The organism is Corynebacterium camporealensis (assembly GCF_000980815.1).
In the GTDB taxonomy this organism is placed as follows: Bacteria; Actinomycetota; Actinomycetes; order Mycobacteriales; family Mycobacteriaceae; genus Corynebacterium; species Corynebacterium camporealense.
This window is the reverse complement of sequence record NZ_CP011311.1, coordinates 1,318,738-1,345,615: the sequence shown is the minus strand read 5'-3', so window position 1 is coordinate 1,345,615 and position 26,878 is coordinate 1,318,738. Positions and strand designations below refer to the sequence as shown.

The 26,878-nt window shown below is 59.5% G+C and carries 23 protein-coding genes and 1 pseudogene; 19 read left to right on the top strand and 5 right to left on the bottom strand.

The features are described 5' to 3' along the window. Positions 1-7: 7 nt before the first annotated feature. From UL81_RS06275 to secG, 18 genes are all read left to right on the top strand, one after another. Positions 8-2,041: a primosomal protein N' gene (locus UL81_RS06275; RefSeq protein ID WP_035104731.1), complete on the top strand. Its 2,034-nt coding sequence runs from the start codon at positions 8-10 to the stop codon at positions 2,039-2,041. A gap of 109 nt (positions 2,042-2,150) precedes the next feature. Further along, complete coding sequence (gene def, locus UL81_RS06270) at positions 2,151-2,672, top strand: peptide deformylase (protein ID WP_035104727.1); 522 nt, start codon at positions 2,151-2,153, stop codon at positions 2,670-2,672. Between the two features lie 51 nt (positions 2,673-2,723). Next, positions 2,724-3,680: a methionyl-tRNA formyltransferase gene (gene fmt / locus UL81_RS06265; RefSeq protein WP_046453396.1), complete on the top strand. Its 957-nt coding sequence runs from the start codon at positions 2,724-2,726 to the stop codon at positions 3,678-3,680. Further along, the gene (locus UL81_RS06260; RefSeq protein ID WP_035104725.1) at positions 3,677-5,266 is read left to right on the top strand and encodes an RsmB/NOP family class I SAM-dependent RNA methyltransferase; all 1,590 of its coding nucleotides are present in this window, start codon (positions 3,677-3,679) and stop codon (positions 5,264-5,266) included. The genes fmt and UL81_RS06260 overlap by 4 nt, the downstream gene beginning before the upstream one ends. Positions 5,267-5,312: 46 nt before the next feature. Then, complete coding sequence (gene rpe, locus UL81_RS06255) at positions 5,313-5,990, top strand: ribulose-phosphate 3-epimerase (protein WP_035104723.1); 678 nt, start codon at positions 5,313-5,315, stop codon at positions 5,988-5,990. Between the two features lie 10 nt (positions 5,991-6,000). After that, on the top strand, positions 6,001-7,020 hold the full coding sequence (gene ribD / locus UL81_RS06250; RefSeq protein WP_035104721.1) for a bifunctional diaminohydroxyphosphoribosylaminopyrimidine deaminase/5-amino-6-(5-phosphoribosylamino)uracil reductase RibD: 1,020 nt from the start codon (positions 6,001-6,003) through the stop codon (positions 7,018-7,020). A gap of 37 nt (positions 7,021-7,057) precedes the next feature. After that, on the top strand, positions 7,058-7,654 hold the full coding sequence (locus tag UL81_RS06245; RefSeq protein ID WP_035104720.1) for a riboflavin synthase: 597 nt from the start codon (positions 7,058-7,060) through the stop codon (positions 7,652-7,654). Between the two features lie 29 nt (positions 7,655-7,683). Next, positions 7,684-8,943, top strand: coding sequence for a bifunctional 3,4-dihydroxy-2-butanone-4-phosphate synthase/GTP cyclohydrolase II (locus tag UL81_RS06240; RefSeq protein ID WP_035104719.1), 1,260 nt, complete (start codon positions 7,684-7,686; stop codon positions 8,941-8,943). A gap of 39 nt (positions 8,944-8,982) precedes the next feature. After that, on the top strand, positions 8,983-9,450 hold the full coding sequence (gene ribH / locus UL81_RS06235; RefSeq protein WP_046453395.1) for a 6,7-dimethyl-8-ribityllumazine synthase: 468 nt from the start codon (positions 8,983-8,985) through the stop codon (positions 9,448-9,450). A 36-nt stretch (positions 9,451-9,486) separates the two neighbouring features. Beyond that, a complete protein-coding gene (locus UL81_RS06230; RefSeq protein WP_035104717.1) occupies positions 9,487-10,023 on the top strand; it encodes a PH domain-containing protein in 537 nt (178 codons plus the stop codon). An 8-nt stretch (positions 10,024-10,031) separates the two neighbouring features. Continuing rightward, positions 10,032-12,107, top strand: a complete 2,076-nt coding sequence (gene uvrC, locus UL81_RS06225; protein ID WP_035104716.1) for an excinuclease ABC subunit UvrC — start codon at positions 10,032-10,034, stop codon at positions 12,105-12,107. Between the two features lie 39 nt (positions 12,108-12,146). Beyond that, positions 12,147-13,028 carry an RNase adapter RapZ gene (gene rapZ / locus UL81_RS06220; protein ID WP_035104714.1) on the top strand — a complete coding sequence of 294 codons (882 nt, stop codon included), beginning with the start codon at positions 12,147-12,149 and terminating at the stop codon, positions 13,026-13,028. A 30-nt stretch (positions 13,029-13,058) separates the two neighbouring features. Next, the gene (locus UL81_RS06215) at positions 13,059-14,048 is read left to right on the top strand and encodes a gluconeogenesis factor YvcK family protein (RefSeq protein WP_035104712.1); all 990 of its coding nucleotides are present in this window, start codon (positions 13,059-13,061) and stop codon (positions 14,046-14,048) included. Positions 14,049-14,099: 51 nt separating this feature from the next. Then, positions 14,100-15,092, top strand: a complete 993-nt coding sequence (whiA, locus tag UL81_RS06210) for a DNA-binding protein WhiA (protein ID WP_035104709.1) — start codon at positions 14,100-14,102, stop codon at positions 15,090-15,092. Positions 15,093-15,452: 360 nt separating this feature from the next. Beyond that, positions 15,453-16,460, top strand: a complete 1,008-nt coding sequence (gap, locus tag UL81_RS06205) for a type I glyceraldehyde-3-phosphate dehydrogenase (protein ID WP_035104707.1) — start codon at positions 15,453-15,455, stop codon at positions 16,458-16,460. A gap of 118 nt (positions 16,461-16,578) precedes the next feature. Continuing rightward, positions 16,579-17,796, top strand: a complete 1,218-nt coding sequence (locus tag UL81_RS06200) for a phosphoglycerate kinase (protein ID WP_035104705.1) — start codon at positions 16,579-16,581, stop codon at positions 17,794-17,796. 30 nt (positions 17,797-17,826) lie between these two features. After that, the gene (gene tpiA, locus UL81_RS06195; protein WP_035104702.1) at positions 17,827-18,606 is read left to right on the top strand and encodes a triose-phosphate isomerase; all 780 of its coding nucleotides are present in this window, start codon (positions 17,827-17,829) and stop codon (positions 18,604-18,606) included. Positions 18,607-18,730: 124 nt separating this feature from the next. Then, entirely contained in the window at positions 18,731-18,967 is a 237-nt protein-coding gene (gene secG / locus UL81_RS06190) for a preprotein translocase subunit SecG (protein WP_035104700.1), read from the top strand. Between the two features lie 71 nt (positions 18,968-19,038). On the opposite strand, the gene pgl is transcribed toward secG, so the two are convergent. The 5 genes from pgl to tkt all read right to left on the bottom strand — a co-directional run bounded on the left by pgl (position 19,039) and on the right by tkt (position 25,601). Further along, entirely contained in the window at positions 19,039-19,800 is a 762-nt protein-coding gene (pgl, locus tag UL81_RS06185) for a 6-phosphogluconolactonase (RefSeq protein WP_046453394.1), read from the bottom strand. Positions 19,801-19,847: 47 nt separating this feature from the next. Continuing rightward, positions 19,848-20,783, bottom strand: a complete 936-nt coding sequence (locus UL81_RS06180) for a glucose-6-phosphate dehydrogenase assembly protein OpcA (RefSeq protein ID WP_035104698.1) — start codon at positions 20,781-20,783, stop codon at positions 19,848-19,850. An 18-nt stretch (positions 20,784-20,801) separates the two neighbouring features. Beyond that, positions 20,802-22,334, bottom strand: a complete 1,533-nt coding sequence (gene zwf, locus UL81_RS06175) for a glucose-6-phosphate dehydrogenase (RefSeq protein WP_035104697.1) — start codon at positions 22,332-22,334, stop codon at positions 20,802-20,804. Positions 22,335-22,418: 84 nt separating this feature from the next. Beyond that, positions 22,419-23,504 (bottom strand): transaldolase, encoded by a 1,086-nt coding sequence (gene tal / locus UL81_RS06170; RefSeq protein ID WP_046453393.1) that lies wholly within the window; start codon positions 23,502-23,504, stop codon positions 22,419-22,421. Positions 23,505-23,531: 27 nt separating this feature from the next. Then, positions 23,532-25,601 carry a transketolase gene (tkt, locus tag UL81_RS06165; protein ID WP_179944080.1) on the bottom strand — a complete coding sequence of 690 codons (2,070 nt, stop codon included), beginning with the start codon at positions 25,599-25,601 and terminating at the stop codon, positions 23,532-23,534. Positions 25,602-25,879: 278 nt separating this feature from the next. Here tkt and UL81_RS06160 point away from each other — a divergent pair. Continuing rightward, positions 25,880-26,854: pseudogene (locus tag UL81_RS06160) on the top strand (heme o synthase); the annotation flags it as partial. Between the last annotated feature and the right edge of the window lie 24 nt (positions 26,855-26,878).

The window sequence follows — 26,878 nt, the reverse complement described above, 5'->3', positions numbered from 1 at the left end:
AGGCGCTATGCCACCCAAGACACCCGCCGCACACAAGCCGATCGCGCGGGTGTTACCCCTACTAGGAATATCCCACCTGGACAGGCCATTTGATTACCTCGTGGAGGAATCCATGGCCGAGACCGCGCAACCCGGAGTCCGGGTGCGCATTCGTTTTAGTGGCCGCCTTGTTGACGCCATCGTGTTAGAGCGTGCCGCCGACGCGGAGTTCTCCGGCAAGCTGCGCTACATCGAAAGAGTGATTTCACCTTTTCAGGTCTATCCGGAGCGCCTCGCCGCAGTCATCGAGTCACTCGCGCAGCGCTACGGCGGTGTGCGCTCCGATATCATTCGCTCTGCGATTCCGCCGCGCCACGCCAAGGCCGAGGAAGCCGACTTCGATACTCCCTGGGAAGAACTCGGTAACTCGGAAGAACCAGATCTCTCTGCCTGGTCGGCTTATGAGCACGGCGAGTCCTTCGTCGACACCATCATTGGCGGGGATATTGCGCGTGCTGCCTGGCAGATTGCGCCTGGCGATGACTGGGCGGGTGCCTTAGCAGCACTCGGCGGGAAAATAGCCCGCGAAGGCTGCGGCGTCATCATGGTCGTGCCCGACCAACGCGACGTCGACGTGCTGGAAGCCGCATTCCGCAAAGTAGTCGGCGCCAAACAGGTCGTGGTGCTCAACAACAGCCAGGGTCCGCAGGCACGCTACCGCCGCTACTTGGCTGCGCTGGAAGGCCAAGCCCGCATCGTCATCGGCACGCGTTCTGCCGCCTTTGCACCAGTACAGAACCTGCAGCTGGCCGTCATCTACAACGACGGCGATGACAACCTCGTCGACAACCTCAAGCCTTACGTGCATGCTCGCGAAGTGCTGACGACACGTGTGGCACAGGAATCTGCCTCGCTGATTATTGCCGGACATTCCCGCACGGCGGAGACCCAATTGCTTGTCGAATCCGGCTGGGTCCATGACTTGCTGCCCACCGAAGGTGCGCTAAAGAATCGGCGCCCCACGATTACCCCGATTGGCACCTACGGTTTCAACATCTCGCGCGAAACCCAAGGCGGCACCACCTCCTTGTCGGGTCCTGCTTTCCAGGCGGTCAAGCGTGCACTGGATGAAGAATTACCCGTGCTGGTGCAGATGCCGCGCAAGGGTTACGCACCGATTTTGGCCTGCGGAAAGTGCCGTAGCCCTGCCCGGTGCCGTCACTGCAACGGTCCTATTGGCCTTCCCGCTGTGGGGGATTCCTCCAGTGGCGAAGCCGCTATTCCGACCTGTCGTTGGTGCGGGCGTGTGGATTCGCGTTTCCGCTGTACCCAGTGTGGCTCGCCGCGTCTGCGGGCTATCACGTTGGGGTCGGAAAAGACTGCGGAGGAACTCGGCCGCGTCTTCCCGCGCACCCGGGTGATTGTCTCTGGTGGCAATAAGGTGCTGGATTCGATTCCAGATGCCCCGGCGGTGGTGATTGCCACCCCTGGTGCGGAGCCGCTTATCGATGGCGGCGGGCACTACGGCGCCGCATTACTGCTGGAAACCGGTGCATTGCTCAATCGCCAGGACTTGCGTGCCAACGAAGATACGTTGGCGAAGTGGGCGCAGGCCGCCACGATGGTGATTCCTGCTGCTAAAGGCGGGGAAGTTGTGGTGGCGGCTGAAGAACAGTTGCCGTTGATGAGCTATTTCCAGCAATGGGACATGGTGGGTGCGGCTGCTGCTGAGTTGGCGGCACGTCGTGAAGTACGCTTCCCGCCGGCAGTGCACATGGCAGCAATCGATGGTGCCGATGCCGCACTCGATAGCTTCTTGGAGCTCGTCGAGTTACCAGAGCACGTCGACATTCTCGGCCCGGTGGACCTGCCCAACAACGTCAATCTGCCAGGCGAGTACGACACCGATCGTTTCGGTCCACCGCAGCGCGTCCTGGTGCGCATTCCTTTAGGTCCACGCGCGGAGTTAGGCTCGGCATTGCGTGCGGCGAATGCGGTGCGCTCGGCGCGGAAAGATGAGTTGCCGTTGCGCATCCAAGTCGATCCGATCCGGATTGGCTAACACCCACCGTCGCGGCAGGGGCGTGGGGTTGCCAAGTAAACTATGGGGACGGTTTAATCTCTGAACTTTTCTCGTCTGAATCCTCGATGCGCCAAGGAGTACATACGTCGTGAGTATTCGCCCCATTCGCCTCTACGGCGACCCCGTGCTGACATCGCGTGCAGCAGAAATCGATACTTTCGATGAGTCCTTGCAGCGCCTGGCCGCCGACATGATTGAAACCATGCATGATGCCGGGGGAGTAGGCCTGGCAGGAAGCCAGATTGGCATTCTCAAGCGCATCTTTGTCTTTGATTGCTCGCATACGCAGTCGGCATTAGCCGGTGCCATCATCAATCCCGTCTGGGAGCCCATCGGCGAAAACATGCAGCGTGGCTCCGAAGGATGTTTGTCCATCCCGGAGATCAGCGCGCCCACGGAGCGCTACAACACGGTATTTGTTCGCGGTCAGGACGTGTATGGTCGCCCTATTTCCATGGTGGCCAGTGGTTTGCTGGCACGCTGTATTCAGCACGAGACTGACCACTTAGACGGTGTGCTTTTCTTGCAGCGCCTGGAGCCGGAGCTGCGCAAGGAAGCAATGCAGTTGGTACGAGAATCCACGTGGTTTAACTCTGACCACACGCAATAAGCTGGACTCGATAGAGAACCTACATAGAATTCATTAGAGGAGAAGCCTGCAATGCGCCTAATTTTTGCCGGAACCCCGGAACCTGCTGTGGTGGCTTTAGAAAAGCTGCTGGAATCCGACCACGAGGTCGTGGCAGTCATTACCCGCCCTGATGCCCGCAAGGGCCGTGGACGTACGTTGCATCCGAGCCCGGTGAAGGCCTTGGCCCAAGAACACGACATTGAGGTGGTTACGCCGACGAGCCTGCGCCCTGATACTGAGGATGGCCAGGAGCTGCGAAAGCGCTTGGAAGAACTTAAGCCCGATGCCATCCCGGTGGTTGCTTATGGCAACTTGATTACCGAAGATCTCCTGGATGTGCCCACCCACGGGTGGGTGAACCTGCACTTTTCCTTGCTACCGCAGTGGCGCGGTGCTGCACCGGTGCAAGCTGCTATTGCCGCTGGCGATGACATCACTGGCGCTTCTACCTTCCGCATCGATAAGGGCTTAGATACCGGCCCGGTACTGGGCACGGTCACCGAAGAAATCCAGGCCAGCGACAACGCCGACGACCTGCTGACCCGCCTGGCGTATACCGGCGCGGACTTGCTGCGCGCAACGATGGACGGCCTTGAATCTGGCGCCATCGTTCCGAAGGAACAACAAGGTGAGGCCAGCTACGCGCCAAAAATTAGCACTGCCGATGCACAGATTGATTGGTCCAAGCCTGCCTTCGCCGTCGACCGTCACATCCGCGCCCACAACCCGGGCCCAGGTGCCTGGACGACCTGGGAGGACAATCGCCTCAAAGTCGGCGAGGCTAAGCCTGTCGATGCCAATGCTGCCGAACAAGCAGGACAGCTGGAGCCCGGTCAGGTGCGCGTGACCAAGAAGGAAGTGTTTGTTGGCACGGCCACGGAGCCACTGCAGGTCACCCGGATTCAACCACCGGGGAAGAAGATGATGAATGCCGCTGATTGGGGTCGCGGCTTAGGAGATAGTGCCAACGAAGTGAGGTTTGTATGAGTGGCGGATTCCGTTCCCGGGCCATGTCGGGCGATAAGAACAACCGGGACCACAAGCGCGACGGCAAGCAGGGCAAGAAGCCGTGGGAAGGCCCAAAGCCAAAGAACAACCGGCGTGATCACCGCGATCGACGCGACGATAATGGCCGCCCACAGCGTGGTCGACCGGGTGACCGCCGTGCCCGGGATTCCCGGAATGATGCCCGGGGTCAGCGGAGCAATCGCGCAGGTGGGTTCGTTGCGGCAGCCCGTAAGGCGGGTGTCGATGTCCCGCGTGCGGTTGCCTATTCGGTGATTCGGCGTGTGCATTCTGATGATGCATTTGCCAACCTGACTTTGCCGAAGGCACTGCGTGAGCAGAAGCTGCAGGGTCGGGATGCTGCGTTTGCCACGGAGATTACCTACGGTGCGTTGCGTACTGAAGGGGTGCTTGACGCGGTCATCGATAAGTGTGCCTCGCGTCCGCTGGCAGATATCTCCCCGGAGGTCCTCGACGCACTGCGCCTTGGCGTGTACCAGGTGCTGTATACCCGCGTGGAGCCGCACGCCGCGGTTGATACCACGGTGCGCCTGGTGGAAGCCGCAGGTCAGGAAAAGGCTAAAGGCTTTAGCAATGGCATCATGCGTAGCGTGACTCGTACGTCAGTAGAGAAGTGGTTTGCCGACCTTGCACCAGACGACGAGTTGGCAGCACTGGCCTTCCGCCATGCGCACCCGGAGTGGATTGCGCGTTCTTTTGCGGAGGTACTTGGCCCAGAGGAACTCGAAGATGCCCTGGAAGCAGATTCGCAGCGTCCCATCGTGCACCTGGTGGCACGCCCCGGTGAGATTAGCGCTGAAGAACTAGCGCTGATTACCGGTTTTGAGGAGGGTAAGTACTCGCCTTATGCGGTCTACATGGACCACGGTGACCCGGCCGATATTGAGCCGATCAAACAAGGCCTGGCCGGTGTGCAGGACGAAGGCTCGCAGCTTATCGCCCGTGCGGTAGCTGAGGCGGACGTCGACGGTACCGATACTGGTCGCTGGCTGGACTTGTGTGCCGGCCCCGGTGGCAAGGCAGCGCTGTTGGGCTCTTTGGCACGGATTGATCGCGCGACCGTGGATGCGGTGGAAGTCTCCAAGCACCGTGCGGAGCTCATCGACAAGGCCGTGCGTGACCTGCCAGTTACCGTGCACGTGGCTGATGGCCGCAAGCCTGGTTTGGATGCAGGTTTCGACCGCATTCTGGTCGATGCCCCGTGTTCTGGCCTGGGTGCCCTGCGTCGTCGTCCGGAGGCGCGCTGGCGGAAGTCGGAATCCGATATCGCGGAGCTGACCACACTGCAGTTTGAGTTGCTCAACTCTGCTGTGGACCTGGTTCGCCCCGGTGGCGTGGTGGTCTATTCCACCTGTTCGCCGGATCTGCGCGAAACCCGCGGCATCGTCGACCGTGCGCTGGAGGAACTAAACGTCGAAGAGATGGACGCCCATGCACTGATTTCGGATATGCGTGATGTCGGTAGCGAGAAATCAGTGCAGATGTGGCCGCATCGCCATGGCACCGATGCGATGTTCTTCGCTGTTCTTCGCAAGCCTGCTGTCTAGTGAATCTTGACCAGGAGTGGGTAAGAAGCGGGTAGAATCATCAATTATGCACGCACCAATTATTTCTCCTTCCATCCTGGCCGCTGACTTCTCTAAGTTGGGTGATGAAGTCCGTGCGGTCGCCAACGGTGACTGGATCCATGTCGACATCATGGACGGCCACTTCGTGCCGAACCTGTCTTTTGGCCCGGATATCACCAAGACGGTCGATAAGGTCACTGACCAGGTACTCGATGTGCACCTGATGATTGAAAACCCGGAGAAGTGGGTAGAAAACTACCGTGATGCAGGTGCAGACTGCATCATCTTCCACGTCGAAGCAGTTGCCGATGAGCAGGCTGCCATTGACCTGGCCGAAAAGATTCGCGGCATGGGCGTGCGCGCTGGCTTTTCCATTAAGCCAGGCACCCCGATTGAGCCGTGGTTGGATAAGCTGAAGCACTTTGACCTGGCCCTGGTGATGTCCGTGGAGCCGGGCTTTGGTGGCCAGAAGTTTATGCCGGACATGCTGGATAAGGTCCGCGCCCTGCGCAAGGCTATCGACGAGCAAGGCCTGGATACTCTGATCGAAATTGATGGTGGTATTTCTGCTTCCACGATTGAAGAATCAGCTGCCGCAGGTTGCGATGCCTTCGTGGCAGGTTCGGCAGTCTTTGGCAAGGATGACAAGGCAGCTGCCGTAGAAGAGCTGCGCACCCTGGCCACTAAGGCCCTGGCGCACTAAGTAAGGATTTATGAACCAGAACCTAGATAAGGCAGTCCATGATGCGATGGCTGCCGGTGCTGCCGTGCGCGGTACCACCAGCCCCAACCCGCCGGTCGGCGCGGTGATTCTCAACGACGCAGGCGAGACCGTCGGTGTCGGTGCGACCCAGCCCGTAGGCGGCGCGCACGCTGAAGTCATGGCTCTGCAGGCAGCCGGTGAGGCAGCCCGCGGTGGCACCGCAGTGGTCACCTTGGAGCCTTGCGACCACACCGGGAATACCGGTCCGTGTACGCAAGCGCTTATCGATGCCGGCATCAAGCACGTCTTCTACTTACATGCCGATCCGAATCCGGATGCTGCCGGTGGAGCAGACACCCTGCGCGCAGCAGGGGTCGAGGTCACCCAGCTTGAAGTACCGCACGGTGTCGAAGACGCGCTGATTCCCTGGCTGAGTGCATTGCGTTGGGGTCGCCCGCACGTGACGTTGAAGTTCGCGCAGACCCTCGATGGCTTTACCGCGGCCGTAGATGGCAGCAGCAAGTGGATCACCGGTGAGCGCGCCCGCGAGTGGGTGCATCAGGACCGCAGCCATCGCGATGCAATCGTCATTGGTACCGGTACCGCACTGGCAGATAATCCATCGCTGACTGCCCGCCGTCCTGACGGTGAGCTTTTCGATGCCCAGCCGCGTCGTGTGGTCATCGGCAAGCGTGATGTGTCTGCCGGACCGGCCACAGAAAATCTGCAGAACTTAGGCTTTGAGCAGTACCACAGCATCGAAGAGGCACTCGGTGTTCTCTACGATTCTGGTGCCCGCGACATCCTGGTCGAAGGTGGAGCCGGATTGGCTAGTGCGTTTATCAATGCCGGGTATGTAGATCTCATTCAGGCGTATATCGCACCGGTGCTGCTGGGCGAGGGGCGTTCGGTGCTGGCGCATCCTTTGGCGCAAACACTTAACGATGCCCCCAGGTTCCGCCGCGTGCGTGCGCTCGAGTTGGGCGATGACATCCTAGTCGAATACGTGCACGCGCCAGAAGAGTCTTAAGACAGAGAAAACCCTTGAGATAGAGGTAGGGAAGCGATTGTTTACTGGATTGGTTGAGGAAATCGGGGTCGTCGACAAGCTCGAAGACTGCGGGGATTCGCTGCGCATTGGTATCGCCGCACCGCTGGTGACCTCGGATGCGGCACTGGGTGATTCCATCGCAGTCAATGGTGTGTGCCTGACTGTGACGGATCTGCAAGACGGCAGCTTTGCCGCCGACGTGATGCAGGAATCGCTCAACCGCACCGCATTGGCGCAGCTGCAGGAAGGTTCCAAGGTGAACCTGGAGCGCGCGCTGCTGCCGACCACGCGCCTGGGAGGCCACATCGTCCAAGGCCACGTTGACGCCACGGTGCAGTTGCTTAAGCGCACGCCGTCGGAGAACTGGGAAGTGCTGCGCTTTAGCCTGCCGGAGGCGGTGGACCGCTACGTCGTTGAGAAGGGCTCGGTCACGTTGAATGGCACGTCGCTGACGGTAAGTGCAGTGGATAAGGGCTGGTTTGAGGTCTCGCTGATTCCGGCCACCCTGCGCGAGACCACCCATGGTCAGTTGGCTGAAGGTGAGGAGGTCAATCTGGAAGTTGATGTGCTGGCGAAGTACGTCGAGAAGATGACTAACCCTCACGTGAACTAGCGGATCCGGAGAGGCTAGAGTAGTCATTTATGATCGTCCAGGAAGATTCCATTCGCTTCGATAGTATCGAGCAGGCTGTAGCTGACATTGCGGCAGGTAAAGCCGTGGTTGTCGTCGACAATGAAGACCGCGAAAACGAAGGTGACCTCATCTTCGCTGCGGAAAAGGCGACCCCGGAATTAGTGGCGTTCATGGTGCGCTATAGTTCCGGCTATATCTGCACGCCGCTGTTGCCAGAAGACTGCGAGCGCTTGCACCTGCCGCCGATGATGGCGATCAACGAGGATGTGCGCTCTACTGCGTACACCGTGACCGTCGATGCTGCGACCGGTACGACTGGTATTTCGGCTGCGTCGCGTGCGGAGACCATGCGTCGTTTGGCTAATCCTTCCTCGACGGAGGCTGACTTCACCCGCCCGGGCCACGTGGTGCCGCTGTGCGCCCGCCCGGGTGGCGTTTTGGAACGCGACGGCCATACTGAAGCTTCCATTGACTTAGCTCGCCTGGCTGGCCTGCGCCCGGCCGGTGTGCTCTGTGAGATTGTCTCTGAGGAAGACCCAACGGACATGGCTCGTTCGCCGGAGCTGCGTCGCTTTGCAGATGAGCATGGCTTGTCGATGATTTCCATCGACCAGCTCATCGAGTGGCGCCGTCACAACGAGATGCAGATTCAGCGTCAGGTGGAAACCCGCCTGCCGACTGCGTATGGCGATTTCCGCATGCTGGGCTACCGCCACATCATCGACGGCATGGAACACGTCGCCCTGGTGGCTGGCGATGTCGCTGACCTCAAGGGTGCAGAAAACGTTCCTGTCCGCGTCCACTCGGAGTGCTTGACTGGTGATGTGTTTGGGTCGCTGCGCTGTGATTGCGGCGAGCAGCTCAAAGAATCCCTGCGCATCGTGCAAGAACAAGGCTCTGGTGTGGTGATTTACCTGCGTGGCCAAGAAGGCCGCGGTATCGGTCTCATCCACAAGCTGCAGGCTTATCGCCTACAGGATGAGGGCCTGGACACCGTCGATGCCAACCTGGAACAGGGCTTGCCTGAGGATGCCCGCGAGTACTCCGTGGCGGGACAAATCTTGCGTGATTTGGGCATTAAGTCCGTCGAGCTGCTGACGAATAACCCGCACAAGGGTGAGGGTATGTCCGGTTTCGGCGTGGATGCCTCGCAGCATCGTCCGCTTCCGGTGGAAGCAAACGCAGAGAACATCAATTACCTGCGCACCAAGCGTGACCGCATGGGCCATGAACTGCCACAGGTCGCCCAATGGGACGCGGCGCACTAGTAGACTTTCCCCAACATTCCCTACGCTGAGGAGCACATCATGAGCAAAGAAGGCCTGCCCCAGATTGAGACCGTCGATGCCGCTGGGCTGGCAGTCGCCGTGGTGACCGCCACCTGGAATGAAAAGATCTGCGACCAGCTCCACCAGCGCGCCATCGACACCGCCCAGCAGTGCGGTGCTGAGGTCAAGGACGTCCGCGTCGTCGGCGCACTGGAACTGCCAGTGGTAGTCCAGGCAGCTGCCCGCAAGTACGACGCGGTGGTGGCACTTGGCTGCGTTATCCGCGGTGGCACCCCGCACTTTGACTACGTCTGCGACTCGGTGACTCAGGGGCTTACCCGCATCGCTTTGGATGAGTCCACCCCGGTGGCTAATGGTGTGCTGACCGTGAACGATGAGCAGCAGGCCATCGATCGCGCGGGCTTTGAGGGCTCGGTGGAAGACAAGGGTGCTGAGGCCATGATCGCGGCTTTAGATACTGCCGTGAAATTGCGTACACTGGCCTAGTTAACACCCGCGCGCAGAAAAGAAGGATTTTCTGAAATGAGTAACTCAACCCCAGGGCAGAAGCGAACGCTCAGCGAAGCGGAAATGCTGGCCTACACCAGCGCGGATCCCTTCGCCATGACTTCTGAGAAGCCATGGGAAATGGAACTATCGTCGAAGTTCCTGCGCAATATTGCCATTGGCTGGGTCATCTTGGTGATGATCATCCATATCTTCATGGGCATCACCCTGGATATTGAGTTCACCGGTGCGTCTGTGACGGGCATCGATAAGTTTGCATTCCCGGGCGTGGGTGTAGTCGTGTCGATTCTGTCGTGGATTGCGCTGAACCGTCCGCGTCTGCGCGCGAATGAAGATGGCGTGGAAATCCGCAACATCATCGGCACGCGCTTTTACCCGTGGTTCGTGATTTACGGCCTGTCCTTCCCTGAGGGTGCGCGCATGGCTCGTCTGGAGCTGCCGGAGTTCGAGTACGTGCCTATCTGGGCCATCCAGTCGGGTGACAAGGAAAAGGCGATTGACGCCGTCCGCGAGTTCCGCAAGCTTGAGGCGCGCTACATGCCGGAGGACTAACAGGACTAATGGCAGATCCGACCACATATCGCCCGGCTCCAGGGACTATCCCTACGGAACCGGGTGTTTATAAATTTCGGGATGAAAACTCCCGCGTCATCTACGTAGGCAAAGCCAAAAACCTGCGGGCGCGGTTGTCGAACTACTTCCAGGACATCACCCAGCTGCACCCGCGCACCCGGCAGATGGTGCTGACGGCAGCCCACGTCGAGTGGACCGTGGTGGCCAGCGAGGTCGAAGCCCTGCAGCTGGAGTACACCTGGATTAAGCGTTTTGACCCGCGCTTTAACGTCAAATACCGCGACGATAAGACCTACCCCATGCTCGCAGTCTCGGTCGGGGAGACCGTCCCGCGTGCGTTCTTCTACCGCGGTCCGCGCCGCAAGGGCGTGCGCTATTTTGGCCCCTACTCGCATGCCTGGGCAGTGCGCGAGACCCTCGATCTGCTTACCCGGGTATTTCCCATGCGCACCTGCTCGAAGGGTGTGTACAACCGTCATACTGCGCTGGGACGTCCTTGCTTGCTGGGTTATATCGGCAAATGCGATGCACCCTGTATTGGTCGGGTAAGCACTGAAGAACACCGCGAGACGGTTAATTCGCTGATTTCTTTTATGAACGGCAAGACGGCTCCGGTTACGCGCAAGCTGACCAAGGAGATGGAAGAGGCATCCGAGAACCTCGAGTTCGAGCGCGCTGCGCGACTGCGCGATGACTTGGAAGCCATCCACAAGATTATGGAGCAGCAGTCGGTCGTGCTTTCCGATGGCACCGATGCCGACCTGATTGCCTTTTCCACTGATGAACTGGAAGCAGCAGTCCAAATCTTCCATGTCCGCGAGGGTCGTATCCGCGGCCAGCGCGGTTGGGTCGTGGAGAAGGTCGGCGACCAAGCTACGGAGAGCGAATGGGAAGAAGGACAGCCCGACCCGGCACTGCCTGCGTTGGTGCAGAACTTCCTCATTCAGTTCTATTCCGATGCCGTCGAGCGCGCGAACCAGGAAGCTGCGGAGGATGCAGCCATCCAAGCGGATGTCCCGCGGCGCGGTGTGGATCAGGAATCCCATGCCGAAGAACGCAAGGTCCGCGTCGTTCCGCGAGAGATTCTGGTTCAGCAGCTGCCAGAGGAACTTTCCGAAGTCACTGAGCTGCTAGGGGAGCTGCGAGGGGCACAGGTGGACCTGCGCGTGCCGCAGCGCGGCGACAAGCGCGCACTGATGGAGACAGTGGAGCGCAACGCCAAAGAACATCTGCGACAGCACAAGCTCAAGCGTGTAGGCGACCTGACTGCGCGTTCGGCTGCACTGCAGGATATCCAGGACGCCCTGGGCATGGACCAGGCGCCACTGCGTATCGAATGTACAGATATCTCGCACATCCAGGGTACCGACGTGGTGGCATCGCTGGTGGTCTTCGAAGACGGGCTGCCCCGCAAGGCGGATTACCGCCGCTACCGCATCAAGGAAGCAGCAGGCGAGGGGCGCTCCGATGACGTCGGCTCCATTGCCGAGATCACGCGCCGTCGTTTCCGCCGCCACAATGAAGACAAACTGGCGAACCCGGATGAGGAAGTCGAGGAGTCGACCTTCCAAGACGAACAGGTCTCCGAGGAAGCCAGCGAAGCCGGCCGCCGCTTTGCTTATCCACCGCAGCTCTTCATCGTTGATGGTGGTGCACCGCAGGTTGCTGCCGCACAGGAAGTCTTCGATGAGCTTGGCATCGTCGATGTCACCCTGGTGGGGCTAGCGAAGCGCTTGGAGGAAATCTGGGTACCGGGTGATGATGAACCGGTCATCTTGCCGCGTAACTCCCAAGCGCTGTTCTTGCTGCAGCAGATCCGCGACGAAGCACACCGCTTTGCCATTAACTATCACCGGCAGCAGCGCTCGAAGAGGATGCGTTCTTCCGCGCTCGATGCAGTGCCTGGTTTGGGACCACAGCGACGTACCGATTTGGTGAAACATTTCGGCTCTGTGAAGAAGCTGAAAGAAGCCGATGTGGACGAGATTGCCGAGGTCAAAGGCTTTGGTCCGAAGTTGGCGCAGACGGTCTACGACCACCTGCACACCGAGTCTTCTTCCTGAGACCTACCGCACTGACACCGGTAGCCCGGGCGGGCTAGAATGGCCGTCATGACGCACCTCGAAACCCCGCCCATCCTGCTGACCGGCATGTCCGGTGGCGGATTGAGCTCAGCGGCGAAAGTGCTGGAGGACAAAGGCTACTACGTAGCGCACAACATCCCGCCACGCAGCATCGTTGAGCTGTTTTCCTCCTGCAATCAGGACGATAGCCCAGTCACCAAGGTGGCGGCTGTAACTGATGTGCGTTCACGCATGTTCCCTGGCTCTGTCGAAGAGATCGTCGCGGAGCTTAAAGGTACCGAACTTGAGCCAACCGTGCTCTTCCTGGACGCCCGCGATGATGTGTTGATTCGTCGCTTCGATTCCGTTCGCCGCACACATCCGCTACAAGCAGGCGATAGCCTCAAAATGGGCATCCAGCGAGAGCGTGCTGCCATTGCCAATATGCGCAGCAAGGCCGACATCATTATTGATACAACCAACCTGTCGATTCACGACCTACGGCGTGCCATCGAGGCATCCTTTGGCAGCATGCAGCACGATGCGCAGCATGTGACCATTGAGTCTTTCGGCTTCAAACACGGCATTCCGCGCGATGCTGACGTGGTTATGGACGTGCGTTTTCTCCCTAACCCTTATTGGATTCCGGAACTGCGTGCCTACCGTGGCACGGATGCGCCGGTGGCCGATTATGTGCTGAGCCAACCAGCAGCAGAAGAATTCATCACTAGTTTCCAAACGTTGTTGGGCACGATGCTGGAAGGCTATCGCCACGAGGGTAAAAACTTCATCACCGTAGGAATTGGGTGTACTGGCGGTCATCACCGCTCAGTGGCCGTGTCGGAAGAACTTGCCCGCCGTTTGCGGGAGAACACGGACTTAGACGTCAACACCCTGCATCGAGATTTCCACCGCGACTAGTCGGCTTTAGAAGGAGATATTCAGTACATAATGAATAAACCCCAACACATGGCCTGCCTAGGCGGTGGCCATGGTCTTTACCAGACCCTCTTAGCTGCACGGCAGTGCGAGCCAGAAGACATCTCTGCCATTGTGACCGTTGCCGATGACGGAGGCTCTTCCGGTCGTCTGCGCCGCGAGCTAGACATTATTCCTCCCGGTGACCTGCGTATGGCCTTGGCAGCGTTGTCGCGTGACGATGCCGACGGAGATCTGTGGGCAGCAACCCTGCAGCATCGCTTCGGCGGCACTGGTGCAATGGCCGGCCACGCGCTGGGCAACCTACTCATCGTGGCGTTGACGGAGATCCTCGAAAGCCCGCAGGAAGCCCTCGATACGATCGCGCGCCTGACCCGGTCTTATGGTCGAGTGCTTCCCGCAGCCAACCAGGCTTTGGATATTGAAGCTGAGGTTGCTGGCCTCGACGAAGACCCGTGCGTCATGCGTCCTGTGCGCGGCCAAGTAGCCGTTGCGTCAACGCCGGGCCAGGTCCGTCGCGTGCGCCTGATTCCGGACAAGCCCGATGCCAATCCAGAAGCCATCGCAGCCCTGGAGAAGGCGGACATCATCACCATTGGCCCGGGCTCGTGGTTTAGCTCCGTGCTGCCGCACGTGCTCGTGCCGCAGGTCGTCGATGCCATTAACGAATCCGACGCACTGTGCGTCGTCGTTTTAAACCTGACTGCTGAGCCAGGGGAGACCCCCGGTTTTTCCGCAGAGCGTCACGTCCACGTGTTGGCACAGCATGCCCCGGGACTCAAGGTCGATTACATCCTGGTTGACTCCGATACCTTGCCAGAAGGTTCGGAGCGGCAATACCTGCAGCGTGCTGCTGATTCTTTGGGCGCGCAGGTCGTGTTCAATCGTGTGGCGATGTGCGATGGCCAGGGCGGCACGTTAGAAAAGCATGACCCGGATAAGTTGTCCCAGGTCTTTTTGGATATCTACAGCGAGTTCCACGCAACTGACAGCGCGCGCTAGACTATGAGCCGCAATAGCTTTGGCAGCGAAGGTACAACAGAAAGGGGCCGAATGGTGCAGTCATCGTTGACCGACTTGGTCAAGGAGGAACTAACCAGCGTTCCAGTTACCCGGCAAAGTGCCCGCGCTGCAGAGGTAGCAGCGATGCTGCGTTTCGCTGGTGAACTGCAGGTTCACGGCGACCAGATGGCCTATGAGGTCGAGGTCGACAATGAAGCCATCGCGCAGCGTCTCGTCGATGCCATTGAAGAGCTCTACGGCATTGAAGCCACCATTCACTCCGTGGGTCCGGCCGCAGCGTCGAAGAAGTCCCGCCTGCAGGTACGCATCAACGACGGCGCTAAGGAACTAACTCGTCGCCTCGGCCTGATTACCCGTTCCGGCCACGCCGTGGTCGGTTTGCCACCGCAGGTTATTTCCGGCGATATCGCTGATAACGAAGCCGCCTGGCGCGGTGCTTTCCTGGCTCAAGGCACGCTGACTGAGCCGGGTCGTTCTTCTGCATTGGAAGTAACCTGCCCCTGTCCGGAGGCCGCCCTGGCTTTGGTGGGCTGTGCACGCCGCCTGGGCATTTCCGCTAAGACCAAGGAAACCCGTGGTGCTGACCGCGTGGTCATCCGTGATGGCGATGCCATTGGCGCGCTGCTGACTCGCCTGGGTGCGCAGGTAACCCGCCTGTCGTGGGAGAAGAAGCGCGTCAAGCGTGAGGCCCGGGCAACCGAGAAGCGCCTGGATAACTTTGATGACGCCAACCTGCGTCGTTCTGCTCGCGCAGCTGTCACCGCGGCAGCACGTGTGGAACGCGCCATGGAGATTCTTGGCGACGATGTCCCAGAGCATCTGGCTGATGCTGGTCGTCTGCGCGTCCAACATCGCGAAGCTTCCCTGGAGGAGCTCGGCCGTCTGGCTGACCCACCGATGACCAAGGACGCCGTTGCAGGCCGTATCCGTCGCTTGCTGTCGATGGCGGACAAGCGCGCCGAAGAACTGGGTGTGCCCGATACCAACGACTCGATTACGGAAGAACTCTTCGACGAGTCCTAAAGGAGAACGAGACTAACTGCTCTCGGTGGAGGCCCTGTACTGGTAGAAGTCCGGTACAGGGTCCGCTTTTGTCCGACTGTGATTGATCCCATATATGCGGAAATATTCCCACATAAACGGAAAGAAGCGGGCGGGTGCTGGGCGTTTTATATTCCGTTTAAAATTAGGGCTATAAATTATACTCTTCCGCAGTGTGTTTGGAAGAGTTTGTGATCTGGCTAGCTCATTGAGCGCTGCAGGCTCAGCAATTCGGGGGTAGTATCAACCTTGTTGGTTCAAGCGAAGGAGCTGCCACACGGCATATTCCCGCTTACTTCGCACCTACACGCCTTTTACTCTATTAACTGAGGAGCAACCACAGTGACCATTCGTGTTGGTATTAACGGCTTCGGTCGTATCGGACGTAACTTCTTCCGCGCCGTTGCGCAGAGCGACAATGACCTGGAGATCGTTGCGGTTAATGACCTCACCGACAACGAGACCCTGGCAAACCTGCTCAAGTACGACTCCGTGCTGGGCCGCTTCGACGGTGAAATCACCCACGACGACCACTCCCTGACGGTCAACGGCCACCGCGTCGAGGTGACCGCTGAGCACGAGCCTAAGGACATCAACTGGGGCGAGAACAACGTGGACATCGTCATCGAGTCCACCGGTAAGTTCACCAAGGGTGCAGACGCAAAGGGCCACATCGAAGGTGGCGCTAAGAAGGTCATCATCTCCGCACCGGGCAAGGAAGTTGACGCTACTTTCGTCTACGGCGTGAACTCCGAGGACTACAACCCGGATGAGCACGACGTCATCTCCGCTGCATCCTGCACCACCAACTGCCTGGCTCCGATGGCCAAGGTTCTGGATGAGAAGTTCGGCATCGAAAAGGGTCTGATGACCACCATCCACGCCTACACCGGTGACCAGCGCATCCAGGACGCACCGCACAAGGACCTGCGTCGTGCACGTGCTGCTGCAGTGAACATGGTTCCGACCTCCACCGGCGCTGCTAAGGCAGTTGCCCTGGTGCTGCCGCACCTGGAAGGCAAGCTGGACGGCTACGCAATGCGCGTTCCGACCATTACCGGCTCCGCTACTGACCTGACCTTCACCGCTTCCCGCGACGTGACCGTTGAGGAAATCAACGAAGCAATCAAGGAAGCCTCCACCGGCGAGTTCGGTGACACCCTGGGCTACACCGAAGACCCGATTGTCTCCACCGACATCATCACCGATGGCCACGGCGTTATCTTCGACTCCGGTATGACCAAGGTATCCAATGGCAACTTGGTCAAGGTTCTGGGTTGGTACGACAACGAGTGGGGCTACACCTGCCAGCTGCTGCGTCTGACCAACCAGGTCGCTGAAGCGCTGTAAAAACTTTCCTAGCACCCTGTAAGAACTCAGGAGCTTTACTGCCGACCTTGTGGATGTGCCACCGCATTTCCGCAAGGTCGGTATTGTTTTTAGTGGAACTACAACTAAGGAGATGACAATGACGTTTAAGACTTTGGATGACCTGCTCGCAGAGGGTGTGGAATCCCGCCACATCCTGGTCCGTTCCGACTTCAACGTGCCCCTCGACGACGAGGGCAACATCACTGACCCGGGCCGTATCAACGCCTCCCTGCCAACCATTAAGGCTCTGGTAGACGGTGGTGCAAAGGTTATCCTGTCTGCGCACCTGGGCCGCCCGAAGGGCGAGGCCAACCCGAAGTTCTCCCTCGCACCGGTTGCGGAGGCTCTGTCTGAGGCACTTGACCAGTACGTGGCACTGGCTACCGACGTTACCGGTGAGGACGCACACGAGCGTGCCAACGGCCTCAACGATGGCGATGTCATGCTGATTGAAAACGTTCGCTACGACGCTCGTGAGACCTCCAAGGATGAGGCAGAGCGCGGCGCATTCGCTGACGAGCTGGTCGCCCTGGCTGCTGACAACGGTGCTTTCGTCTCCGACGGCTTCGGCGTTGTTCACCGTGCACAGGCTTCCGTGTACGACGTTGCGAAGCGTCTGCCGGCCTACGCTGGCAAGCTGGTCCAGAACGAGCTGGAAGTTCTTTCCACTGTGGCTAAGACCCCGAAGAACCCGTACGTGGTGGTGCTTGGCGGCGCCAAGGTCTCTGACAAGCTCGCTGTGATTGAGGCTCTGGCTGGCAAGGCCGACAAGGTCATCATCGGCGGCGGCATGTGCTACACCCTGCTGGCTGCACAGGGCTACAACGTGCAAGGCTCCCTGCTGCAGGAAGACCAGATCGATAACTGCAAGGAGCTGCTGGAGCGCTTCGGCGATAAGATTGTCCTCCCGGTTGATCTGATTGCTGCAACCGAGTTCAAGGCAGATGCTGAGAACAAGGTCGTGGAGCTCGACGGCATTCCGGAAGGCTGGATGTCCCTGGACATCGGACCGGAGTCCGTGAAGAAATTCGCTGACATCATCGCTGAGTCCAAGACCGTGTTCTGGAACGGCCCGATGGGTGTCTTCGAGATGGAAGCATTCTCCAAGGGCACCGAGGGCGTGGCACAGGCAATCATCGATGCCACCGCCAACAATGACTCGTTTACCGTGGTCGGCGGCGGCGATTCTGCTGCATCTGTGCGCCTGCTGGGCCTGGATGAGGATGGCTTCAGCCACATCTCCACTGGCGGCGGCGCCTCCCTCGAGTACCTTGAGGGCAAGGAACTGCCGGGCGTATCCGTTCTGGAATCCTAGAGCACTCTACACCTAAAGAAGGAAGATATTATGGCTCGTACTCCGCTTATTGCTGGTAACTGGAAGATGAACCTCGACCACATCGAGGCCATCGGTTCCGTGCAGAAGTTCACCTTCGCATTACCGAAGGAATACTACGAGAAGGTCGACGTTGCCTACCTGGTTCCGTTTACTGACCTGCGCACCATCCAGACCTTGGTCAATGGCGATCAGCTGAAGGTCACCTACGGTGCTCAGGACATCTCCCAGTACGAATCCGGCGCATACACCGGTGATATCTCCGGCAAGATGCTGTCCAAGCTGGGCTGCGACTGGGTTATCGTTGGCCACTCCGAGCGTCGCGACTACCACGGTGAGACCGACCAGGTCGTTGCTGAAAAGGCCGCTGCTGCGCTGGAGAACGGCATCAAGCCAATCGTGTGCGTGGGCGAGCCTCTCGATGTCCGTGAGAAGGGCACCCACGTGGACTACGTGGTCAACCAGACTCGTGACTCCCTGGCTGACTTGAGCGCTGAGCAGCTGAGCAACGTCGTCATCGCCTATGAGCCGGTCTGGGCTATCGGCACTGGCAAGGTTGCTTCTGCTGACGATGCACAGGAAGTATGTGCAGCCATCCGCGACCTGGTGCGCGAGCTTGCCGACGACGAAACCGCCGACAACATCCGCATCCTCTACGGTGGTTCGGTCAAGATCGACTCCGTGGCCGAGATCGTCTCCAAGCCGGACGTCGATGGCGGCCTGATTGGTGGCGCTTCCTTGGTGGGCGAGGACTTCGCCAAGCTGGCTGCGAACGCTGCCAACGCAGTATAAGAATTTTCTACAACGCACCGGCGGGGTGCAATTAGATAGCCCCCGACCGGTGTTGTAGAGTTGCACGAAGAACCAGGCGCTAGCTAGCGCTGTAGTAATTGCTTTAAGCGAGGAATCCTAAACTATGGTCTTGGCCCTAGAAATCATCTTGGTGATCGCCGCTGTGCTGATGTCCATCTTCGTGCTGCTGCACAAGGGCAAGGGCGGTGGCCTGTCCAGCCTCTTCGGTGGCGGCGTGCAGTCGAACCTGTCCGGCTCGACCGTCGTGGAGAAGAACCTGGACCGCGTCACCATCGTGATGGTAATCATTTGGCTGGCCTGCATCATCGGCCTGAACCTGATTCAGGCTTACGCGGCCTAAGCAGCCAAAACTTTTAAAGCGCCTTCCCAGTGCTCATCGTGAGCAGGGAAGGCGCTTTAGCTATGTGCGCTTTAGGTCTCGGAAGCAGCATCCTCGGTGACAAAGAGCAGGGTTTCCTGCTTGCCCTGGGCGCCGGCAGCAGGCCATTCCTCGGCGGGGGCACCTTCGACGACGTGTGAGACGGCAGTGGCCTTTTCCTCGCCGGAGACTAGCAGCCAGACACGTTCTGCGCGTGCGATGGCGGGGAAGGTCAAGGTGATGCGCTCTGATGGTGGCTTCGGGGAATCGTGCACCGGGACGGCAAGCTTTTCTTGTTCGGCGGTAGCTTCGCTGTGTGGGAACAGCGAGTTAATGTGGCCTTCACCGCCCATGCCGAGTAAGTGAATGTCGAAGCCTTTGGGAGCAAAGTCCTTGATTTCTGGGCCGTAGGCGTCGGCAGCTGCCTCCATGGAGACCGCACCCAGGTCGAAACCATGGATGTTGCGCGGCGGGACGGCAACGCGATCCAGCAGTGCCTCTTTGGCTTGGCCTTCGTTGGAATCCGGGTCAGAGATCGGAACGTTGCGCTCATCACCGAAAAAGACGTGGACACGCGACCAGTCGATGCGCAGGGCAGGGAAGTCCTCACCCTGCTGTTCGGCGGCGAAGTCGAGGCGTGCGAGCTCACGCAGGGTCGCGATACCAGCGGTGCCGCCGGTGAGTACGACGCGGGCCACACCGTCGCCGTGGACGCCGCCGCCAGAAGCCTGAATTCCGGCTACGGTTTCTAAAAAGCGAGTTGCGGCAGCCGAGACAAGTTCGTCGAGGTCGCGGTGGCGATGAACGGTCACCATAGTGGAGTAATCAGTCCTTAAACGAAGGTCGAATGTAGGGGCGCTAGCTACTCACTGTAGCCCACGCGGTCCAATGCACGGAGAGCATGGGCATAGGTTTTATCCGCGTCGAGGTGACGCAGCTCTTCAGACAGGATTTCCGCCTGCGAACGCTTGCTCAACGACACCAAGGATTCCGGTGAACCAGGTACCTGTACGCGCAGGGTGGACTTATCAACCACAGCAACTTCGACGTAAGAATCGGCGCGGTGGAAACGCAGGCTCGTGATCGGGAAGGCTTCGTCGTCAGCTGCCGGTTCGGTACGCCGGACGACGGGAACAGCCAGGGCATCGAGAAGCCAACCGGCGGCAAAGTCAGCAGCCGGGTTGCCTTCCGGAGCGGTGATTTCCACGGACTCCACTGGCTCATGCGGTGGGCGATCCAGCGCGGAGGCAACAACACCGCGCCACAAGGTCAACGCAGCCCACGTCATATCGGAATCGCCAGGTGCGTAGCCTTCAGAAAGCTTCTGCAGGTCTTGCGGGGTGATGTGGCCATCGGCAGCGATATTGGTGATGCGGCGCTGAGCGATAACGCCAATGGGGTGCTGTGCTGGTGCCGGTGGGCACTTGGAAGGCCACCACGCAACGATAGGGGTATCTGGCAACAGCAGTGGCGTGACTACAGCCTCGGCATGGTCAGTGAGGTCGCCGTGCAGATGCATCACGACCATCTCGGAAGCGCCAGCTTCGCCACCGACACGGAGTTCGGCATCCAGGCGGGTTTCTTCTTCCGGATCACCAGAGCGCACCACCAGCAAACGCGAAGGGTGCTCGTGGGAGGCATCACGCACAGCGTCGAGCAGGGACTCCAGGTTCTCGTCGGCATGCGCCATGACGATGAGGGTGAGCACGCGACCAGTGGTCAGGGTGTAGTGCTCCTGCGCCTCAATCAGCTGCGCTGCGATGTGACGCGTGGTCGTATTCTCCAAAGGGATAATCATTGGCAAGCTCCTCGCAGTCTATGGGCGGCGCCAGGTATGGCCCCGGCGGCGCAGCATCTTGTCGGCGGACTCAGGACCCCAAGTACCAGCGGCGTATTTTTCCGGCTGGCCGCTCTTGGCCCAGTACTCAATAATCGGGTCCAGGATTTCCCAGGACAGCTCAACTTCTTCGTTAGTGGGGAAGAGCGAGGACTCATCCAGCAACGCATCGAGAATGAGGCGCTCATAGGCCTCAGGGGATTCTTCGTTGAAGGCCTGCGCATAAGCGAAGTCCATGTTCACGTCGCGGACTTCCATGGTGGAACCTGGAACCTTAGAACCAAAGCGCATGGTCACGCCTTCATCGGGCTGGACGCGGATAACAACGGCATTTTGGCCGAGATCATCGGTCTGGCCACCATCGAGAGGCTGGTGCGGTGCCGCTTTGAAGACCAGGGCAATCTCGGTCACGCGGCGGCCCAGGCGCTTGCCGGTACGCAGGTAGAAAGGCACGCCGCCCCAACGACGAGAGTTCACCTCGAGAGTGCAGGCCGCGTAGGTTTCCGTGGTGGATTCGGGATCGAAGCCCTCTTCCTCGCGCAAGCCCTTGACGTATTGAGAGCCCTGCCAGCCAGCAGAGTACTGGCCACGCGCGGTGGTCTTGCCCAGTGGATGCATCGGGTGCGTGGCGCGCAGGACCTTAATCTTTTCTGCCTGCAGCGCTGCTGGTTCGAAGGAAGATGGCTCTTCCATGGCGACTAGGGCGAGTAGCTGCAGCAGGTGGTTCTGGATAACGTCGCGGGCAGCGCCAATGCCGTCGTAGTAACCGGCGCGACCGCCCAGGCCGATATCTTCGGCCATGGTGATCTGCACGTGGTCGATGTAGTGCGCGTTCCACATCGGCTCAAAAATCTGGTTGGCAAAGCGCAGCGCCATGATGTTTTGCACGGTCTCTTTGCCCAGGTAGTGGTCGATACGAAAGACCGAAGACTCCGGGAAGACCGCGTTGACGATCTCGTTGAGCTCGTGTGCGGACTTCTGGTCGTGGCCAAAAGGCTTTTCGATGATCACACGGCGCCAGGCTTCTTCATCACTTGCTGCCATGCCGACGCGCTCGAGCTGGTGGCAGATGTTAGAGAAGAACTCCGGTGGCACAGACAGGTAGTAAGCCCAGTTGCCACCGGTACCGCGTGCAGTATCGAGTTCCTGCAGGCGGGCAGAGAGGTGATCAAAGCCGGCGTCGTCGAAGGCACCTTCGACGAACTCAATGCCTTGGGCAAGGTGCTGCCAGACATGCTCGTTGAACTTGGTTCGGGCGCGCTGCTGGACTGCCTCTTTGACGTACTCGCCGAACTGGGCTTTGTCCCAGTCACGGCGGCCGTAGCCAACGAGGGTAAAACCAGCAGGCAGCAATCCGCGGTTAGCGAGATCGTAAATAGCCGGAAGCAGTTTCTTCCGGGCGAGGTCGCCGGTGACACCAAAGATCACCATGCCCGAAGGACCTGCGATTCGCGGGAGTCGCTTGTCCTTCGGGTTGCGCAACGGATTGCGCCATGCGCTGGTTTGTTCCATGGAAAGTCCTTTCGCGGGTTCCACTTAACGTCGTTCAGCGCATTATTCTATCCGTTGCTCATTGGTTTTGGCGGCAAAACCTGACTACTTGAGGCGAGCAGCCATAGATTCGAGCAGTTCCTCCCAGGCAGCGACGAATTTATCGACACCTTCGCGTTCCAGCTGTGCGAACACATCCGGGAAATCAATGCCGACCTTCTCCAGTGCGGCGAAGGTTTCATTGGCTTCATCAGCAGAGTTGCTCAGGGTATCGCCGTGCAGGGAGTCAGACTCCAGCACTGCATCGATGGTGGACTCCGGCATGGTGTTGACGGTGTCCGGACCAGCCAGCTCGCTGACGTAGAGCGTTGCCGGGTAATCCGGGTTCTTCACGCCAGTCGATGCCCACAGTGGACGCTGCGGGTTGGTGCCCTGCGGCACGTCCTCGGCCTCAGCCAGCTCCTTCTGGAACAGTGCGTACGCACGCTGTGCGTTAGCCACACCAGCCTCGCCACGCAGTGCGAGTGCCTCATCAGACCCGATGGCCTCCAGGCGCTTGTCTACTTCGGTATCCAGGCGGGAAACGAAGAAGGACGCTACGGAGTGAATAGAACGCACATCGAGGCCGTTGTCCTCGGCACGGCGCACACCTTCCTTGAAGGCGTCGATGACCTCGGCGTAGCGCTCCACGGAGAAAATCAGGGTGACATTGACCGAGATGCCTTCTGCCAGGGCATCGGTGATAGCCGGCAGGGAACCGGTGGTTGCCGGAATCTTAATCAGCAGATTCGGGCGGTCGACCTGCTGCCACAGCTCGCGTGCCTGCTTCAAGGTCGCATCTGCATCATCGGAGATGCGTGGGTCGACCTCGATGGACACGCGGCCATCGCGGCCCTGCGTGGAGGTGTAGACCTCAGCAAAGAGGTCACAGGCGTTGCGCACATCGTCGATAGCCAGGGAGTACACGGCGGAATCGACATCGGCTCCGGCATCGCGCAGCTTAGCGATGTCTGCATCGTAAGCAGTGCCCTGCGACATGGCGGTGGCGAAGATAGCTGGGTTGGTGGTCACACCAACAATCGACTTGGAGTCGATGATTTCTTCTAAGTTGCCGGACTCGAGGCGCTGGCGAGACAGGTCGTCGAGCCAGGTTGCGGTGCCCAGTTGGGCGAGATCATCAATAGTGCTCATGGGATTGTCCTTTCTGCCCAAAGCTTCTTACTTGGACTCCGCCAGGGATTCCTGAGCGGCGTTGACGACGGCATCGACAGTAAAGCCGAAGCGCTCGAAGAGCTCTTCTGCCGGAGCGGAGGCACCGTAGTGCTCCAGGGAGATGTTGCGACCGTAGCTGCCGGTGTACTTGTACCACGGCATCGCCAGGCCAGCCTCGACGGAGACGCGGGCGGTCACGGCAGAAGGCAGCACGGACTCGCGGTAGTCAGCATCCTGCTCGTCGAACCACTCGAGGCACGGTGCGGATACCACGCGGGTTGGGGTACCAGCCTTCTCGAGCTCTGCAGCGGCATCGACAGCAATCTGGACCTCAGAACCGGTAGCCAGCAGAATGACCTCTGGGGTCTCCGCAGAAGACTCAACTAGGGTGTAAGCGCCACGGCGAACGCCCTCGGCTGCCTTCTCCTTGGTGCCTTCCAGCACTGGCAGGTTCTGACGCGACAGGGCAATGCCCTTCGGGCCAGCCTGGTACTCGAGTGCAGCAGCCCAGGCCTGTGCGGTCTCGTTAGCATCTGCCGGGCGGATGACCGACAGGTTCGGAATGGCGCGCAGAGCGGTCAGGGTCTCGACCGGCTGGTGGGTCGGGCCGTCCTCGCCCAGACCAATGGAGTCGTGGGTCCAGACGTAGTAGGTATCGGTACCCATCAGCGCACCCAGGCGAACTGCCGGGTACTGGTACTCGGAGAAGATGAGGAAGGTACCGCCGTAGACACGGGTATTACCGTGCAGAGCCACACCGTTCATGATGGCGGACATGGCGTGCTCGCGAATACCGAAGTGCAGGTTGCGGCCATAAGGCTGTGCGTTCCACTCGCCGGTGGTAATCGATTCCGGACCGAAGGAGTCCGCACCGTTGATCACGGTGTTGTTGGAACCAGCCAGGTCCGCAGAACCGCCCCACAGCTCTGGCAGGGTAGCAGCCAGTGCCTGGATAGCAGCAGACGATGCCTTACGGGTAGCAATCGACTCGCCGGCATCCCAGGTTGGCAGTTCAGCAGCGAAGTTCTCTGGCAGTTCACGAGCCTGCAGACGATCGAAGAGCTCCTTAGCCTCGGAGTTCTTCTCTGCCCAGGCGTCGAACTTCTTTTGCCATTCGGCGTGCTTGTCCGCACCGCGGTCGACCAGCTTGCGGGTGTGTGCGATGACCTCGTCGTCGATGTGGAAGTGCTGCTCCGGATCGAAGCCGAGGATTTCCTTGGTGGCTGCGACTTCTTCATCGCCAAGCGCGGCACCGTGGACACCGCCGGTGTTCATCTTGTTTGGTGCCGGGTAGCCAATGACGGTCTTGACACGAATGAAGGAAGGACGGCCGGTTTCAGCCTGTGCGTTCTTCACGGCCTCTTCAATGGCCACGACGTCTTCGCCGGAATCGACGGTCTGGGTGTGCCAGCCATAAGCCTCGTAGCGAGCAACGACGTCTTCGTTGAAGGCAATGTTGGTGTCATCTTCGATGGAGATGCGGTTGTCATCCCAGAAGACAATGAGGTTGCCCAGCTGCTGGGTACCTGCCAGGGAGGACGCCTCAGAGGTGACACCCTCCTGCAGGTCGCCGTCGGAAGCGATGACGTAGATGTAGTGGTCGAAAGGCGACTCACCTGGAGCAGCGTCCGGGTCCAGCAGGCCGCGCTCCTTGCGGGCAGCCATCGCCATACCGACAGAGGATGCTAGGCCCTGGCCGAGCGGGCCGGTGGTGATTTCCACACCCTTGGTGTGGTTGACCTCCGGGTGGCCTGGGGTCTTGGACTCCCAGGTACGCAGCGCCTCCAGGTCTTCCATCTCCAGACCGAAGCCACCCAGGTAGAGCTGGATGTACTGGGTCAGCGAGGAGTGACCAACGGAGAGAACAAAGCGGTCGCGACCTGCCCAGTTCACGTCAGCCGGATCATGGTTGAGAACGCGCTGGTACAGGGTGTATGCCAGCGGTGCGAGGGACATAGCCGTACCCGGGTGGCCGGAGCCGCACTTCTGGACGGCATCGGCAGCCAGCACGCGGACGGTGTCCACAGCACGGGTGTCGGTGTCAGTCCAGTCAGAAGGATAGCGGCGCTCAGTCATAGCCTGAAGTTCTGGGGACAACTTGCTTTGCGACACTGTGGAAAGCCTCACTTACGTCTTTCGGAGTAACTTGACTCCATCAGTCTAGTGGCTTTTTCGTATGCGGCGGGAGATTATTCAAACACGCGCCGAAACTGTAGGCTGGCATGGTTAGCTTTTGTCGCAGTGACAATTAATTAGGTCACCCTGGGAACTTTTAAGGGCCCCTATGCGACTAGTTGCTTAGGGCGTAACGCTAGCTCGCGTGGCCAGGCGTTACAGCTCAAGTAAAGACACCTAATCGTGCTCGTAAAACGGAGGAATCGTCCTTGGAGACCATCAAAGCCTATTTTGCGCTTACGAAGCCGAGGATCATTGAGCTCCTCCTCGTCGCCGCAATTCCGGCAATGCTCCAGGCACAGCGTGGTGTGGAGGCAGTCACTGACAACATCTGGCTGATTATCTCCACCATCTTCGGCGGCTGGATGGGTGCGGCTGCCGCGCACACCTTCAACAACGTGGTCGACTACGAAATCGACCAGAAAATGCAACGCACCCGCGCCCGCCCGCTGGTCCGCCACAGCATCTCTAAAAAGAACGCCACCATCTTCGCGTGGATCATGCTGGCGCTTTCCATTTTCTGGCTGGGCGTTATCGCCAATTCCTGGCTGGCAGCATTCTTCGTGCTGCTGACCAACTTCTTCTATGTCTTCGTCTACACGAAGTTCTTGAAGATGCGTAACTCCCAAAACATCGTTTGGGGCGGCCTAGCCGGTTGTATGCCCGCCATGGTGGGCTGGGCAGTTATTCGCGACAACGCCCCGGCAGGGGAGCCGGACAAGTGGTGGCAGGCCATCGTGTTGTTCCTCATCATCTTCTTCTGGACCCCGCCACACACTTGGGCGCTGGCCATGAAGTACAAGGAGGACTACCGCAAGGCTGGCGTACCAATGCTTCCGGTCGTTGCCAGCGAGCAGGAAGTCACCCGCCAGATTGTCTGGTACACCATCGGCACCCTGGTCGTGACCTTCCTGATCATCCCAGCCGCTTCCTGGATCTACCTGGCAGCAGCACTAATTTCCGGCGGCATCTTCCTCTTCCTCGCCGTCAAACTCCACATCGGCGTCAAGAACGGCGCCAAGGTCAAGCCCATGCGCTTGTTCATCTACTCGAACAACTACCTTTCCCTGCTATTTATCGGCCTGTCCATCGACGCCATCCTGGGCTGGGAGACCATCGGCCAGATGCTCGGCTGGTCGCCGGCGCTGTTCTAGCGAAATCGCCGGCGGAAAGCGCCG